The sequence below is a fragment of the Muricauda brasiliensis genome (assembly GCF_003057865.1).
In the GTDB taxonomy this organism is placed as follows: Bacteria; Bacteroidota; Bacteroidia; order Flavobacteriales; family Flavobacteriaceae; genus Flagellimonas; species Flagellimonas chongwuensis.
Genome location: NZ_QBTW01000011.1, coordinates 19526 through 33883 on the forward strand (window position 1 = coordinate 19526; position 14358 = coordinate 33883).

Annotated in this window: 10 protein-coding genes and 1 tRNA gene; 6 read left to right on the top strand and 5 right to left on the bottom strand. The window is 42.5% G+C overall.

Annotation, left to right across the window (positions count from 1 at the left end; translation table 11 throughout):
• Window positions 1–499: 499 nt before the first annotated feature.
• Window positions 500–2245, top strand: a complete 1746-nt coding sequence (locus DCK90_RS06105; protein ID WP_159075777.1) for a hypothetical protein — start codon at window positions 500–502, stop codon at window positions 2243–2245.
• Window positions 2246–2298: 53 nt separating this feature from the next.
• On the opposite strand, the gene DCK90_RS06110 is transcribed toward DCK90_RS06105, so the two are convergent.
• The 3 genes from DCK90_RS06110 to DCK90_RS06120 form a co-directional block, all read right to left on the bottom strand.
• A complete protein-coding gene (locus DCK90_RS06110; protein ID WP_199912657.1) occupies window positions 2299–4476 on the bottom strand; it encodes a TonB-dependent receptor in 2178 nt (725 codons plus the stop codon).
• A 67-nt stretch (window positions 4477–4543) separates the two neighbouring features.
• Window positions 4544–4873 (bottom strand): hypothetical protein, encoded by a 330-nt coding sequence (locus DCK90_RS06115; protein ID WP_108245307.1) that lies wholly within the window; start codon window positions 4871–4873, stop codon window positions 4544–4546.
• A gap of 115 nt (window positions 4874–4988) precedes the next feature.
• Window positions 4989–5070, bottom strand: a tRNA-Leu gene (locus DCK90_RS06120).
• Window positions 5071–5230: 160 nt separating this feature from the next.
• On the opposite strand from DCK90_RS06120, the gene DCK90_RS06125 reads away from it, so the two are divergent.
• The 3 genes from DCK90_RS06125 (at window position 5231) to pth (ending at window position 7553) form a co-directional block, all read left to right on the top strand.
• Complete coding sequence (locus DCK90_RS06125; RefSeq protein WP_108245308.1) at window positions 5231–6172, top strand: ribose-phosphate pyrophosphokinase; 942 nt, start codon at window positions 5231–5233, stop codon at window positions 6170–6172.
• Between the two features lie 19 nt (window positions 6173–6191).
• Window positions 6192–6833: a 50S ribosomal protein L25/general stress protein Ctc gene (locus DCK90_RS06130; protein ID WP_108245309.1), complete on the top strand. Its 642-nt coding sequence runs from the start codon at window positions 6192–6194 to the stop codon at window positions 6831–6833.
• Window positions 6834–6923: 90 nt separating this feature from the next.
• Window positions 6924–7553, top strand: a complete 630-nt coding sequence (gene pth / locus DCK90_RS06135) for an aminoacyl-tRNA hydrolase (protein ID WP_108245920.1) — start codon at window positions 6924–6926, stop codon at window positions 7551–7553.
• A 2-nt stretch (window positions 7554–7555) separates the two neighbouring features.
• Here the strand turns inward: pth and DCK90_RS06140 are convergent, their stop codons facing one another.
• Window positions 7556–8242, bottom strand: coding sequence for a hypothetical protein (locus tag DCK90_RS06140; RefSeq protein ID WP_108245310.1), 687 nt, complete (start codon window positions 8240–8242; stop codon window positions 7556–7558).
• Window positions 8239–12033 (bottom strand): reprolysin-like metallopeptidase, encoded by a 3795-nt coding sequence (locus DCK90_RS06145; protein WP_108245311.1) that lies wholly within the window; start codon window positions 12031–12033, stop codon window positions 8239–8241. The genes DCK90_RS06140 and DCK90_RS06145 overlap by 4 nt, the downstream gene beginning before the upstream one ends.
• A 58-nt stretch (window positions 12034–12091) precedes the next feature.
• Between DCK90_RS06145 and DCK90_RS06150 the strand changes: the two genes are divergently transcribed.
• A complete protein-coding gene (locus DCK90_RS06150) occupies window positions 12092–13021 on the top strand; it encodes a bifunctional riboflavin kinase/FAD synthetase (protein ID WP_108245312.1) in 930 nt (309 codons plus the stop codon).
• A complete protein-coding gene (locus DCK90_RS06155; protein ID WP_108245313.1) occupies window positions 13022–14338 on the top strand; it encodes an HTTM domain-containing protein in 1317 nt (438 codons plus the stop codon).
• Window positions 14339–14358: the final 20 nt, after the last annotated feature.

A 14358-nucleotide genomic window follows, 5' to 3' on the forward strand; every position in this document is an offset into this window, starting at 1 on the left:
ACTGTAAAATTCATATTTTCTTTACTTGGATTCGCGGTTTTGGCAATTAGGTTCTTAACACTTTTATCAACATTCGAGATTTTCAAGAGTCAAAAACCTTGTGAACAAACGTATAGTAAGGTCTCCAAAAAATTCACACTTGTCACAAATCGTCCAAAATAGTTTTTCACAGTTTTTTAACAATTTTTGATGCCAAACTCCATCAAGATGTTTTCAGAACAAGCTTTTACCTAGCGCATCCGCAACAAGCGAACCACTTAATCGGCGAACTACACCATACTTTACAGCAGATTAACAACAAAAAATATACTGAAACCACAGATACATCTAATTTGCCTTTGATTTTCCAATCGATAATCGACCAACAAACCAAACCTATAATTGTATTTTGACATACATACGCTTTCTTATCGGTCTAATCGTGCTTGTTTTAGTTTTGTTCAATCCTGAACTTGACAAAATTGATGTTCTTGACAATTCATCAAACAAAAGCCCTCACATGAACCAACTCAGTTTAGATAGTGATGGTGATGGCATCTCTGACGATATTGACCAAGATGATGACAATGACGGTATTCCCGATATTTACGAAGATGGTTGTGAGACCAATGTTGGATTTGGCTCACCACCACCATCCAACAGCACTACAAATTATGTCACCTCAATCTATACGGACTACCGTGGCTTCTGGGTATCATCCGTAGGGAGCCTAAACCCAAAAGCCTACGATGACGTTTCCACCCTGTTGGGCTTTACAGTTGGAAGCAACACATATGCGACCGGAGTGGCATCTACACGAATGATAGATAGCGACAGTAACAGCTATTATGACCAAATCGATACGGACGGCAATGGAATAGGCGACCTAAATGTGGAAGAAACTTCTTGGAGAGCACTTAAACCGGTCACAAAGATTCTATCCGGAATACGTCTGGAAGGAAGATCTATTGACGGAAACAACGGACAAGCAGCAGGCCCTTTATTGACCACCGGAGGAATTCCCTTCAACCCTTATTTATACCAAGGAGAACGAGGACTGGACATGGCTTATGCCATTGCCAATATCGGCAATGCATGGTATTTTAGATTAGGGGGCACCAATACTCCAGCATATGGTGATGGCATCATGGATATTCTTTTGACCCAGGGCGCTCAACTATCTGGGGGATCTAATTATAATAGACTGCATTTGTTGGACAAAGATGGGAACTACCTTGGCAATGGCGTCGAAGTAAACTGGAACAACACACCTATTGTGGGCAATTCAATGATCGATCAATATAATGTGAACGACACCCCCAACAATAAAAACGTAAAAAAGAATATCAGGTTGGCCGCAGTTGAACTCTCAGAATTCGGATTGACATCTGCTGAGAGAACAGAAGCCGTCATCTTTAGATTAGAAATTTCTGCCAATGCAGATCCGGTTTTCTTTGCGGTTAACGATGACAGTTTTAGCACAGGTTGCTCCCCAACGGACAGTGATGGGGATGGCCTCGCCAATGGACTAGACCTTGACAGTGACAACGATGGAATTTTGGATGCCGTGGAAGCCGGTCACGGTGTCGCCACAGTAAATGGGCGTATCCCCGGTCCGGTCGGCACCGATGGTATTCCAGACGCGGTACAGGCTACCTCACAGTACAATAATGGAACCATCAATTACAACATAGCCGATTCTGACAACGATACATTTTTAAACTACACATCCATTGATAGTGACTCGGACGGATGTTACGACGTTGTGGAGGCTGGTTTTACGGATCCTGATGGTGATGGTCTTCTGGGCAACTCCCCAGTAACCATCAATTCTTCCGGAATGGTCTTGGGACAAGGTGGATATACCACTCCGGTAGATGGGGATGGCAACACCGTTTATGATTATACCGAAGCCGGAAACAGCCCCACAGTTTCAACAATTCCGACAAACGCCATTATTTTTGATGGACATCCGGGCAACCTCAACATCACAACGACCAATACCACACAATATCAATGGCAAGTAAGCACCGACGGTGGCGCAAACTTTGCCGACATTTCTGATTTTGGGATGTACTCAGGAACCGACACCGACACCCTGACCATCAATAATCCCAACATGAGCATGGATGGGTATCTGTATCGGGTGCAATTATATAACGAAGCTTATGTTTGCTCACCTTTATCAACCTCCAATATCATTACTTTGGACATAAGGGTGCAAACCATCATCACCAATAGAAAGATTACTTATAGGGTGAACTAAAACCATCATAATAGTTAAATGGGCATAACACAAAAAGACTGTCCTATCCGTATTTAAATTTTAATCTTGAATCCGCCATTGATTACAAAACCATCCACTGGAGCATAAATTTCCGAAAATTGAGGATCACTTATGTTTCCGGAATATATTGTATCGAAACGGGTTTGTCGGGTATCCAGAAAGTTTTCAAAATTCAGGAAGATGGAAAAACCCTCGCCAAGTTTCTTTTCGCTCATTAAGCCCACGATCCAGTAGGATTGGCCTGTTTCTCCCGAAGAAAGCTTCTGGGGACTATAATAATATCCCTCCAGACCGACCCAAAGGTCCCCTTCGCGCTCATACATCAATACATTGTTCAATCGATGTTCGGCCACTAAGGGAAAATCTGAAACCTCTCCATTTTGATGCTGCTTCACATTGGCATGGGTATAGCCCGTGAACAACTTAAAATCGCCATATTTGATCTTCAGGTTAACCTCGGCCCCGCGGGTATCCACAAATCCATCGGGTTGTTGAAAAGTGTAAAAGCCGTCTCCTTCGGACTGCAAGACCATAGGGTCATCTATTCTGGTATAAAATAATAGCGTATTGATGGACATGGTCATGCCCGGCATGGGCACCCATTTATAATTTATATCAAAATTACCGCCCAAAGAACGTTCCAAATCCGTTTGATCAATATCAATGGGGAGCACGTTCCTAAACTGTAGCCGTTCCGCATCCTCCGTAAAGACCGTAGGGGTTTTATAGCCCATTCCACCCCCCAGTCGAAATGTCAATTTTTGACTTGGTTCATACAATATGGATAATCTAGGCAATGCCAAAGCTCCATAATCGGAATGAAAATCGGTACGAAGACCTGTTTCCAAACTGAGCCCTTCATTGATTTGCCATACATTTTGAGCGAACAATCCAAAAATTTGATAGGATTGGTCTAGCGCTATGGATTGATCTTCTCTGGTATCGTTAAAATATTCTGTCCATAGATTGGTCCCGAACACCCACTCAAGACCGTTTTCCAAACTGGTTGAAAAGTTCAGCTCACTAAAGGAGGATCGTTGATAGCCTGAAAAGGTAAAGTCCGGAATCTGGATGGTACGATCGTAAAAACTGAAACTATTCTTTAATTCCAATCGATTTTCTTCATTAAAAACATGTTTGAATCCCAATTGAGTGGAAACACGTTCGGTTTGATTGGATTCGAAATATGGGTCGTCTACAGGTTCTCCCTTTACATAGTCCAAATTCCCACCAAGTCGGTCTTCCCAAATAGCATTGATTCCTAGCAATAGCTCCGTTTGCTCTCCTAGATACCAATACAGCTTTGGATTCAATGTAAATCGGTCGAATTCTGGAATAGCCGTTAGACCGATATCGGCAGGGTCATAGGGTGATCCCAAATTGTAGGAAGCAAACACAGTAGTTCCAATCTTCTTGAATTTCTGGGAATAAAAACCACTTAGGTCCAATCCAAGAGCAGAGGTGCCATTGGCCATAAAACTGAGTTGGGGCTCATCTTCAGGTGTTTTAGAAATTAAATTTACCAACCCAGCTATCGCCCCTCCTCCATAAAGGGTAGAACTGGAACCCTTGATGACCTCGACCTGCTTGAGGTCCAAAGGAGCTATTTGCATCAGGCTCAAACCGCTCGCAAATCCGGAATACAACGGGAATCCATCCCTGAGAAGTTGAGTATACTTACCATCGAGCCCCTGTATACGGATGCTGGAATTGTAACTAGTGGCGGAAGTCTGTTGGGTACGGATACCGGTACTTTCGTTGAGTAACATGCGTATGTCCCCAGGTTTCATATTGCCCTTTTCGGAGAGTTCCTCCCCCGCAATGACCTCTACCCGTGTCGGGATATCCTCAATGGTACGGGAACTTCTGGTGGACACCAAGGTGATTTCCTCCATTTCCTCAGTCTGTGGAACTAGATAAATTATCTGTTTTTGTTGTGTGGCATTCAAGGGAAAACTAAAGCTTCGTTCAAGTTTCGCATAGCCAACATAACTCAGTTGCAATTGAAACGTGCCATTGGGTATGTTTTCAATATGAATTATACCGGATTCATTGGATATCGCTCCAATATCCAAAGAGGTAAAAACGGCGGTCACACCAATCAACGGTTCTTTGTCAATGGAATCCTTGACCACAATGTCAAGAGTGTTCTGTGCCAGAACGGGTACCACCCCCAAAAGGAAGAGTACCAAAAATACTTTAAATTTCATTTTTTTTGTTTTTGAAGTATGATTTTCTTGGCCGGGTTCAAGGCCAAGGGTATTTTGTAAAGCTCAACTATACTTCAAAGTAACGGGGCGGTTTAAAGGCGTGGAAATAGAACTCTTTCGGGTTTAATTCTTGATAATACTCTGTATTGGATTTGACAAGTATTTCCCTTGAAACAATATCCAGCAACCCATCATAGGTCAAGGCAAAACCGGAACATCTGCCGCAGCTATAGAAAGGTGAACAGGGAGCCTCCTTTTCATGATTATCGTCACCTGACTCATTTTCACTGCAATCCCATGTTGCGAAGGTATCTGAACAATTATCCGATTCCTGACAACAAGGATAGGATGACAGGAAAATGGTAAGCAAAGACAAAATCACTGCGACTACTCTCATAGGTCAAAGGTAGAAAAATCCGATAATTATACTTCAGAAGTAAGCCAAATTGACGGTTTGCAATAACAAACATTCCGAAAATAAAAAACCTCTACAAATTTGTAGAGGTTTTAAGTACCTTGGGTGGGAATCGAACCCACACGTCCGAAGACACTGGATTTTGAATCCAGCGCGTCTACCAATTCCGCCACCAAGGCATTGGCACCACATTTTCAAATGCGAGTGCAAAGCTAAAAAATATTTTTTATTTATCACCAAAAAATACTTTGATTTATCCTTGAGCAACCCAATTTAATTTTTAAATTTGCACCTCTTTATTTTAAAGTACTTTAAATCGCTAGTTAACAAGAATTTGTAATGGCCTATCAAGTTCCCGAACCTAAAATTTTTGCTTGCACCCAAAGTGTTGAGCTGGGCAAGAAAATAGCCGCTTCCTACGGGGCAGAATTGGGAAAAATCCAGTTCTCCCGTTACAGCGATGGCGAATTCCAGCCCTCGTTCGAAGAATCTATTAGGGGAGCCAGAATATTTATCATAGGCTCCACCAATCCAAGTTCGGAAAATTTGATGGAAATGTTGTTGATGCTCGATGCTGCCAAAAGAGCATCTGCAAGACACATCACAGCGGTTATGCCCTATTTTGGTTGGGCCAGACAAGATAGAAAGGATAAACCCCGTGTTCCCATAGCCGCAAAATTGGTAGCAAAAATGTTGGAGACCGCAGGTGCCACTAGAATTATCACTATGGACTTGCACGCGGACCAAATCCAAGGCTTTTTCGAAAAACCGGTGGACCATTTGTTCGCATCAACCCTGTTCTTGCCTTATTTAAGAGGTTTAAATCTTGATAATTTATGCATTGCCTCGCCGGATATGGGAGGTTCCAAAAGAGCGTATGCCTATTCCAAGGCCTTGGAGTGTGAGGTAGTTATCTGTTATAAGCAACGTGAGAAGGCAAATGTTATCTCCCACATGGAGCTTATTGGTGATGTGCAGGGTAAAAATGTGGTTTTGGTTGATGACATGGTAGATACCGCAGGGACACTTACCAAAGCTGCCGATTTGATGATGGAGAGAGGGGCCGAGAGTGTAAGGGCGGTAACAACACACGGATTACTTTCGGGCAAAGCATACCAAAGAATTGAAGAATCAAAATTGTCGGAATTGATCGTAACCGATTCCATTCCTGTAGATCACGAGCAAAAGAAAATCAAAGTGTTGTCCTGTGCAGACCTGTTTGCAGATGTAATGCACAGAGTTCACCACAACACATCTATATCTTCAAAATTTTTAATGTAAATCAATTTAATATATAACAATGAAGTCAATTACAATCAATGGATCCCAAAGAGAAAGCGTGGGCAAGGTTGCTACCAAAGCCTTACGTAATGCTGGAAAGGTCCCTTGCGTGCTTTACGGAGGGGATAAACCAGTGCATTTTGAAGCTGATGAAATCGCATTCAAAGACTTGGTGTACACTCCAAATGCATACACCGCAGTAATTGAATTGGCGGATGGTCAAAAATTTGACGCCGTTTTGCAGGACATTCAATTTCACCCTGTAACGGATAGTATCCTACACGTGGATTTCTACCAGTTGTTCGAGGACAAGCCAATCACCATGAAGATTCCAGTACGTTTGGAAGGAAACTCTCCAGGTGTTAGAAACGGTGGACGTTTGCTTTTCAGAAAGAGAAAACTTTCCATTAGAGCATTGCCCGCATTGCTTCCCGATTTCATCACCGTGGATATTTCCAAGTTGAGAATCGGACAAACTATTGCAGTGGAAACCATCCTAAGCGATGATTACACTTTCCTTCACCCAGATAGCACTGCTATCGTTCAGGTTAAAGCTTCTAGAACATCTGTTGATGAAGAGCTAGAAGACGAAGATGAAGAAGGAGTAGAAGGAGAAGCTACCGAAGGTGGTGAAGCTCCAGAGGCAGAAGCTGCTGAATAGCCTTCTGAAGATTTTTACAAGAGCATCCCGTTTTTACCTAGGTAAAAATTTGGGATGCTTTTGTATTTTTGGGCAAACCATCAGCAGCCAATGCCCAACTTTATCGAAAAACTTTTTGGCAAACCAAAACAACTACTACTAGAAACCGACCCTATGAAAAAATTTTTGATCGTTGGACTTGGAAACATTGGTTCCGAATACGATGAGACACGCCACAACATTGGGTTCAAAATCCTTGATTTTTTGGCCGAACAGGAAGATTTCACTTTTGAAAGTGCCAAGCTCGGGGCCGTTGCAACGTTTAAACATAAAGGAAAAAGCGTGGTCTGCCTAAAACCATCCACCTATATGAACTTAAGCGGGAAGGCCGTAAAATATTGGATGGACAAAGAAAATATAGGCCTTGACAATATTTTGATCATCACTGATGACATCAACTTACCCTTTGGCACGATTCGACTGAAAGGAAAAGGAAGTGATGGTGGGCACAACGGCCTAAAAGATATTCAGAACGTTTTACAGACTACTTCCTACAATCGATTTAGGTTTGGTGTAGGTTCCGATTTTGGAAAAGGCCAACAAGTGGATTATGTTTTGGGCAAATGGGACACCGACCAACGAAAAGGGATGCCCGAACGTTTAAAAATATCAACTGACCTTATCCGCTCCTTTATTTTTGCAGGTGCAAAAAACACTATGAATCAATTTAACGGAAAATAAGTCTAAAGTACTTTAAAATCAAACACCGAAGATATTGATGTGTTACCTTCCAAATCGGTGGTAATCACCCTCCAATAATAGACTGTTCCGGACTCAACCCCAACCGGCAATTCCATAGTTGTAGCGTTGGCAACACCAACAGAAGCGATAGGTGGATTACTCTCGGAGAAGAAAACCTCATAAGAATCGATATCTCCGTCAACATCGGCACCGGACCACTCCAATAGTATTTCGTTCGCAATGTCCTTTTGTACCGTTGCGCCAGACATTGGGCGCATCAATTGTGCGGGAAAAGGCGCGTAGGTTGTCTGCGACCCAGCATTGTAGAACAACCACGTGGGACTCGATGCCACTTGGTCGGAACGAGAGTTTCGCGAAGTCACTGACCAAGCATACGGTGTTCCCTTGGAAATCGTCAAACTAGCGGAGGTTGATGCCGTGGAAATATTTTGGGGCACATTGGTGTTCAAATTGACCACGGTGAGCGTATAACTATCCGTATTGTTGGATACCGTCCACCTAAATGTAATCTGCGTAGCATTTTGATTGACATCCGTTCCGGTGGTACACTCAGAATTCTCTTCGGGAAATACCAACTGAGCTCCTTGTGGTGCTGGAGGAGGCCCATCGTCCCCGCCACAACCGACCAACAAAACCAAAATGGATAACCAAATTATATTTCGAATCATCTTTTTATCAGTTTGAACATTTCTTTTGCACCTGCCTTTTGTATACCTAGATAATAAATACCCTTGGTAAGACCGGATAGATCTAATTGTAAATCATCTCCCGCAACCTTTCGGTTCTCCGCTCGAACCAATCTACCATTTGATGTAAAAATCTGTACAGATACATCGCCCTCATAACCAGCCATGTAAACCGAGGTAATGGCATCTACGGGATTTGGCGAAATTATTGGTCTTGAAGAATAGAACAGGGTTTCCTCTATCACACCTTGACAAGGCAGATTAGAATATACTTTCAGGGTGTTAGTACCTTCTTTAAGTGCAAGCTGGACCCTTGATTCTTCTGTTTGGGTGACCAGACCATTCAGTTCCACATTATAAAGAGAGGCACCGCTCAATTCAACACTTAAAATACCGGAGTCCATCAGTGCATTAATATCCAGCACATCTGGCTGGGAAACCATAGCGTTGAAGCACACTTCCTCATACGTTATCAAACCATTGGTGCCGGTAATACAAATCGAATATTCACCGGAAACAAGGCTATCAAAGGTTAGGGTATCTGTAAAATCAAACGACTCTGTACCGCCAGGGCCATCCAAAACAGCTGTATAGTTAATGGAAGTATCAACAGGAACAATTGTTATGGAGCCATCATCATTGCTTCGGCAAGTTTCACTATCTATTTCTATTTCAAAATTATCCGTAGCAAACCTATACACTGCACATCCGTTGGTATCTACCTCAACACCCTTGGGAGTTCCAAGACATAAATCGTCTCCATCATCAAAAACACCATCATCGTCTTCATCTGGTCTATAGTTCCCTTCAATACATATATCCAACGAAAAATCTATTAAACTTCCTCCATCACTCGCTGCTGTATCTTGGATTTCTAAAACCCACTGGCCCAAAATGGACTCCCCTTTTAAGGACGATAAAAAACCGATTGGAGCTACGGTTCCAGAAATAGCCGGATTTCCTGAACATGCTATAGGGTCTCCATCGTCATCAAAAACTGCATTTATATTTCTTAAATCACCACAGGTGTTAGAAATCAAGGTTACCCTTGTGCCCATGGGAGAAATAAGGGTAACTATTAAATCCTCCAAATAGGTATGGTCCAACTGCAAGTTCACGTTTACATCGGATATCGGTAAATCTTCCACAAACAAAACAGATGTGGTAATTGTTGGGGTACCTGATGAAGATATGCTGATAGGCAAATCATTGGATTCCCTGTTCTTGCAATTTACTTGTGACGTTATAAAACTGAAAGGCGTGCCAAATGTTCCCGTCCCACAGCCATTGCTGGGTCTTACCCTCCAAAAATACTCGGTTTCGGCTTCCAAACTATTGGTTTTAAATATTGTGGAAGGAGTTGATGCAGATTGGACGATATCCGTAAACCCTGCATCAGTGGCTACTTCAACATCGTAGTTAGAGTACAGGGGGTTCTCCTGCCAACTGAGTTCAGCATCCAAAGAAACCCCTACCTCACCATTGGCCGGGGAGAGCAAGGCAATATCAGAAAAAGTACCATCTTGTACGGTAAGGGAAAGAACTACACTTTTGGTAACCGATGTTGATTCGGAAGAAACCGTAATATCGTATACACCCGGAGCAACATTGTCCGTGTTGGACAGCGTCAACTCAACGGCAGTTTCATCAACACTTGCGTCAATCGGGGAAAAGTTTGCCGTTAATCCCGCCGGCACATCCGCCGAAAATATAGAGTTCTCATTAAAACCTGCATAGGTCTCGTATGTAAAAGGAATTATGATGTCATCTGGTTGACATACTTCATACTCCAATGATTCAAAATTCAAGACTACCTCGGATTGCTCTATGACAAAGTTCGTGCTATTGACAGCAAAGAATATGTTTTCGCTTGCCTTTACCATAATCCTCGCTGTATTTGTGGTATTTCCAGGCAAAAGGATTTCCTCCGAACCATCGTTAAGGGTATTCTCCAAAAGTGTTATCGGAAAGGTAAGTCCACCATCCAAAGAGAGAAATATATCCACATTTTGGGCATTAATGGGAGCAACATCAGTATTAGCAACATCCCATGTAACTTCTTGAACAGAACCCGCTTGATACACTTGAGCCTCGGTTTGGGAAGTCACCGAAAAAGGCCCTGACGCTTTTATGACTCTCACATTGAGGATATCTGAGACCACTTGCCCTCCTCCTTCCGCATTATCGCGAACAGTAAATGCAAAACCAAGATTTCGTTCAATATCAGAAACGGTCTCCCAAGCCGCTCCTACATTTGGATTGGTCTGTGTTAAGTTACCCTGTGCCACTCGTGATAGTCGCGGAAAATATCGTATTGGAGAATTAGTTGGCCTGAGAGATCTAAAGTTGGCACCACTGGGATTGATGGAGCCAAACGACGACCTAGTGACCAGACCATCATCTATTTGCTCCCACGTATACGTAAGCACATCGCCTACATCTGGGTCGGTTGCACTACCTTCCAAAACAAAGGCAGTACCCTTAGGAATAATATAGTCGTCAACAGGTGTTACAACTGGTGGAGAATTTACCAATGCCACCGTTTCGGCACAAGAAGTCGTTTCCAAATAAGCTGAAATTTGCAGTATGCTATAAAAGTGAAAATAATCATCCCCATTGGCCGCCACATTATTTCCTGTAACGATACCCGCATACCCCATTATCGTGGAACCACTAGCAGGTTCCGCTTGCACCCCAGTGCCTTCTGACTCAAAAGACCAGGTGTGGTTGGCTCCAAATTGATGGCCCAACTCATGAGCCACAAAGTCCAAATCATATGTATCTCCCTGCGGATTATTGGCCGACGAAAAAGCACTACCCTTTCTGTTATCCACACAAACGGAAGCTATAAATCCGGCATTTCCATTATCTAAACCTTCTCCCACTTGATGAAAAAGATGGCCAACATCATAATTCGTTTCCCCAATCCTAGATGTAATAGTAAACTGTACTTCAGAATTTAAACTATTTCCATATGGGTCGGTATCGGGATTGGTGAAAATAATCTCATCATTGTTGGGCACAAGCTCCAATGTAACTCCTAAATCCGTTTCAAAAACTTCATTTACGCGTGTCAACGTTGCATTGATTCCCGCCAGGGCATCGGCCACGGTACCGCCAAGTTTTTGGGTATACTCCCCTGAGGCGGAGACTGCGATTCTATACTTTCGCAACACCTGATCATCTACCAAGGGAACAATTGTCTTGAGAGTACCTCCCGATGATTTGCTTCCGGAACCAAACAAATCCTTTGCAGTAGCACAGATAAAATCCATTTTGGAGGAAAGCCCATCCTCCTTATCATACACAACATAAGTGTTGGGCCTATTGGAAACCGGCTCCATAAAAGCCGTTTTGTTATTCTGTAAATCCACGACCATAGATTGCAAGCCTTTGTGGGAACTACTCAACTTTACCTTGTACCTACCATCCAAACTTGCACCGGTATAGGATTTTATGTTGGGATATTTTTTGGCCAAATCCGGATGCAACACCGATGTTTCCTTCAAATTGAAGGGAACAATAGCACCTTCGCCGTTGGGAAGATATACTATTTTACCTGCCGACTTTGCAGCGGAAAAAGATTTTATCTGGGTCGAAAAGGCCGTTTTATCCAATGACAAAACCTTGGTAGCCCCCGAAATATCGGTTAGGGAAGCACTTCGTAGGTTGGACTGTTTGGGCACTGTTTTCCAATAACCTTGCTGCCCAAAAATGCAAAAGCAGCTAAAAAATATGGTTATTGAAAAAACAAGATGTAATTTAGCTTTCATACACGGTTAGGGCATAGTATATTTTCAAATGTAAGCCTTTTTTATTTCTTTATTTGAGTTGGAAACAATCCACAACATTTCTGATTTTAAGGACATTCCGCACCACACTGTGGTGACCATCGGTACATTCGACGGTGTACATTTAGGACACCGCCAGATACTGAAACGTCTCACAAATAGTGCCAAAAATACAGGTCTAAAGTCAACGGTGCTCACTTTTTTCCCTCATCCCCGAATGGTATTGCAGAAGGATGTGGACATTAAATTGCTGAACACCCTTGAAGAAAAAAAGCAGATTCTTGAAACTTTGGGATTGGATTATTTGATCATACATCCGTTTACCAAACAATTTTCTAGGCTTTCTGCCGTCGATTTTGTTCGTGACATCTTGGTGAACAACATAAAGAGCAAGAGAATAATCATTGGTTACGACCACAGATTTGGCCGCAATCGAAATGCCAATATCCAAGATTTGACCACATTCGGCAACACCTTCGATTTTGAGGTAGAAGAGATTCCCGCCCAAGAAATCGATGATGTTTCCGTCAGCTCCACAAAAATCAGAAAAGCGCTTTTGGAAGGCGATGTGGAAACTGCAAACAACTACTTGAGCTACGCCTACATGCTTACCGGAACGGTTAAAAAGGGTAAAGGTCTGGGAAGGGATTTTGGATTTCCGACCGCCAACCTTCATATTGAAGAAGAATATAAGCTGATTCCAAAAAATGGGGCCTACGTGGTCAAAAGCCAACTCAACGGCAAAGAATTCTTTGGAATGATGAACATTGGTTTTAACCCTACCGTAGATGGCTCCCAAAAAAGTATAGAGGTCAATTTCTTTGATTTTGAGGGAAACCTGTACGATAAAAAAATCCAAGTGCAATTCATGCACCGTATCCGCGACGAACATAAGTTCAACTCCATAGAAGAACTTAAGGAACAATTGAAAAGGGACAAAAATTACTCGTTGGACCTAATCTCCAAGTAAATGTTGGACCAATTTCTATTTAAGAAGATTGACAACGCACAACTTGTGGTTTTCAGGGTATTTTATGGATTGCTGGTCAGCGCGGAATGTTATGGTGCCATAGCAACGGGTTGGGTCCGTCGCACCTTGGTGGAACCCCAGTTCACCTTTTCATTTATAGGGTTTGAATGGTTACAGCCCCTTCCCGGCAGCGGCATGTACATATACTTTGCCATAATGGGCACGTTGGGCCTTATGATCGCTTTCGGATTCAAATACCGATTAAGCGCATTGGCATTTGCCGTATTATGGTCGGGCGTGTATTTAATGCAAAAAACATCATACAACAATCATTATTACCTTTTGATGTTGCTCGCCTACATCATGGCATTCCTACCTGCTCACCGAGATGCTTCGTTGGACGCAAAATTGAACCCGAAGCTCCGTTCACAATCCATGCACAATTGGGTTCGATGGATCATTATCCTTCAACTCTTTATTGTTTATACCTACGCATCCATCGCCAAACTGTATGCAGATTGGCTGGATTTTAGTATGATAGATGTTCTGATGTATTCTAAAAAAGACTACTATATCATCGGTGAATTTCTTCAACTTAAGTGGGTGCATAAAATAATAGCAGTTTTCGGAATAGGTTTCGACCTGTTGATTGTCCCTGCCCTACTTTGGAAACCTACCCGGAAATTTGCGTTTGTATTGTCGATTTTCTTTCACCTGTTCAATAGCATTGTATTTCAGATAGGTATTTTCCCGTATCTGTCCTTAGCGTTTATCGTGTTCTTTTTTGAGCCGCAAACTATTAGGAACATCTTTTTAAGAACTAAGAATACAATTCCAGAGACCAAGGTCATCATACCAAAAACCAAAACCATCACTTTAACGGTTTTGGGTATTTATTTCCTATTTCAATTGGTCTTGCCGATTCGACACCATTTTTTTAAAGATGATGTGCTCTGGACCGAAGAGGGACACCGATTAAGCTGGCGAATGATGTTGCGTAGCCGTGATGGAAGAATCACCTACAAAGTAGTGAACGCTCAGACTAAGGACACGACCAAGGTTAACCTGAACGACTATCTCACAAAAAAACAAAAACAAAGAGTTAGCTGTTATCCCGATTTTATCTGGCAGTTTGCCCAACGGCTCAAAAAAGAATACACCGATAAAGGAGAGACCATACAGATTTTTGTGGACAACAAAGTAAGGATAAATCAAAATCCGTATCAGCAATTTGTAGACCCCAATGTAGATTTGGCCAGCGTTCCGTGGAAACATTTTGCGCACAACGACTGGATTCTTCCCTCTCCCAAAGAATAAAGTTGGGCACTTCTACAGAT

Coding starts and splice junctions, on each gene's coding strand:
- DCK90_RS06105 (WP_159075777.1), top strand. CDS start 500: ATGAACCAACTCAGTTTAGATAGTGATGGTGATGGCATCTCTGACGAT.
- DCK90_RS06110 (WP_199912657.1), bottom strand. CDS start 4,476: ATGAAATTTAAAGTATTTTTGGTACTCTTCCTTTTGGGGGTGGTACCC.
- DCK90_RS06115 (WP_108245307.1), bottom strand. CDS start 4,873: ATGAGAGTAGTCGCAGTGATTTTGTCTTTGCTTACCATTTTCCTGTCA.
- DCK90_RS06125 (WP_108245308.1), top strand. CDS start 5,231: ATGGCCTATCAAGTTCCCGAACCTAAAATTTTTGCTTGCACCCAAAGT.
- DCK90_RS06130 (WP_108245309.1), top strand. CDS start 6,192: ATGAAGTCAATTACAATCAATGGATCCCAAAGAGAAAGCGTGGGCAAG.
- pth (WP_108245920.1), top strand. CDS start 6,924: ATGCCCAACTTTATCGAAAAACTTTTTGGCAAACCAAAACAACTACTA.
- DCK90_RS06140 (WP_108245310.1), bottom strand. CDS start 8,242: ATGATTCGAAATATAATTTGGTTATCCATTTTGGTTTTGTTGGTCGGT.
- DCK90_RS06145 (WP_108245311.1), bottom strand. CDS start 12,033: ATGAAAGCTAAATTACATCTTGTTTTTTCAATAACCATATTTTTTAGC.
- DCK90_RS06155 (WP_108245313.1), top strand. CDS start 13,022: ATGTTGGACCAATTTCTATTTAAGAAGATTGACAACGCACAACTTGTG.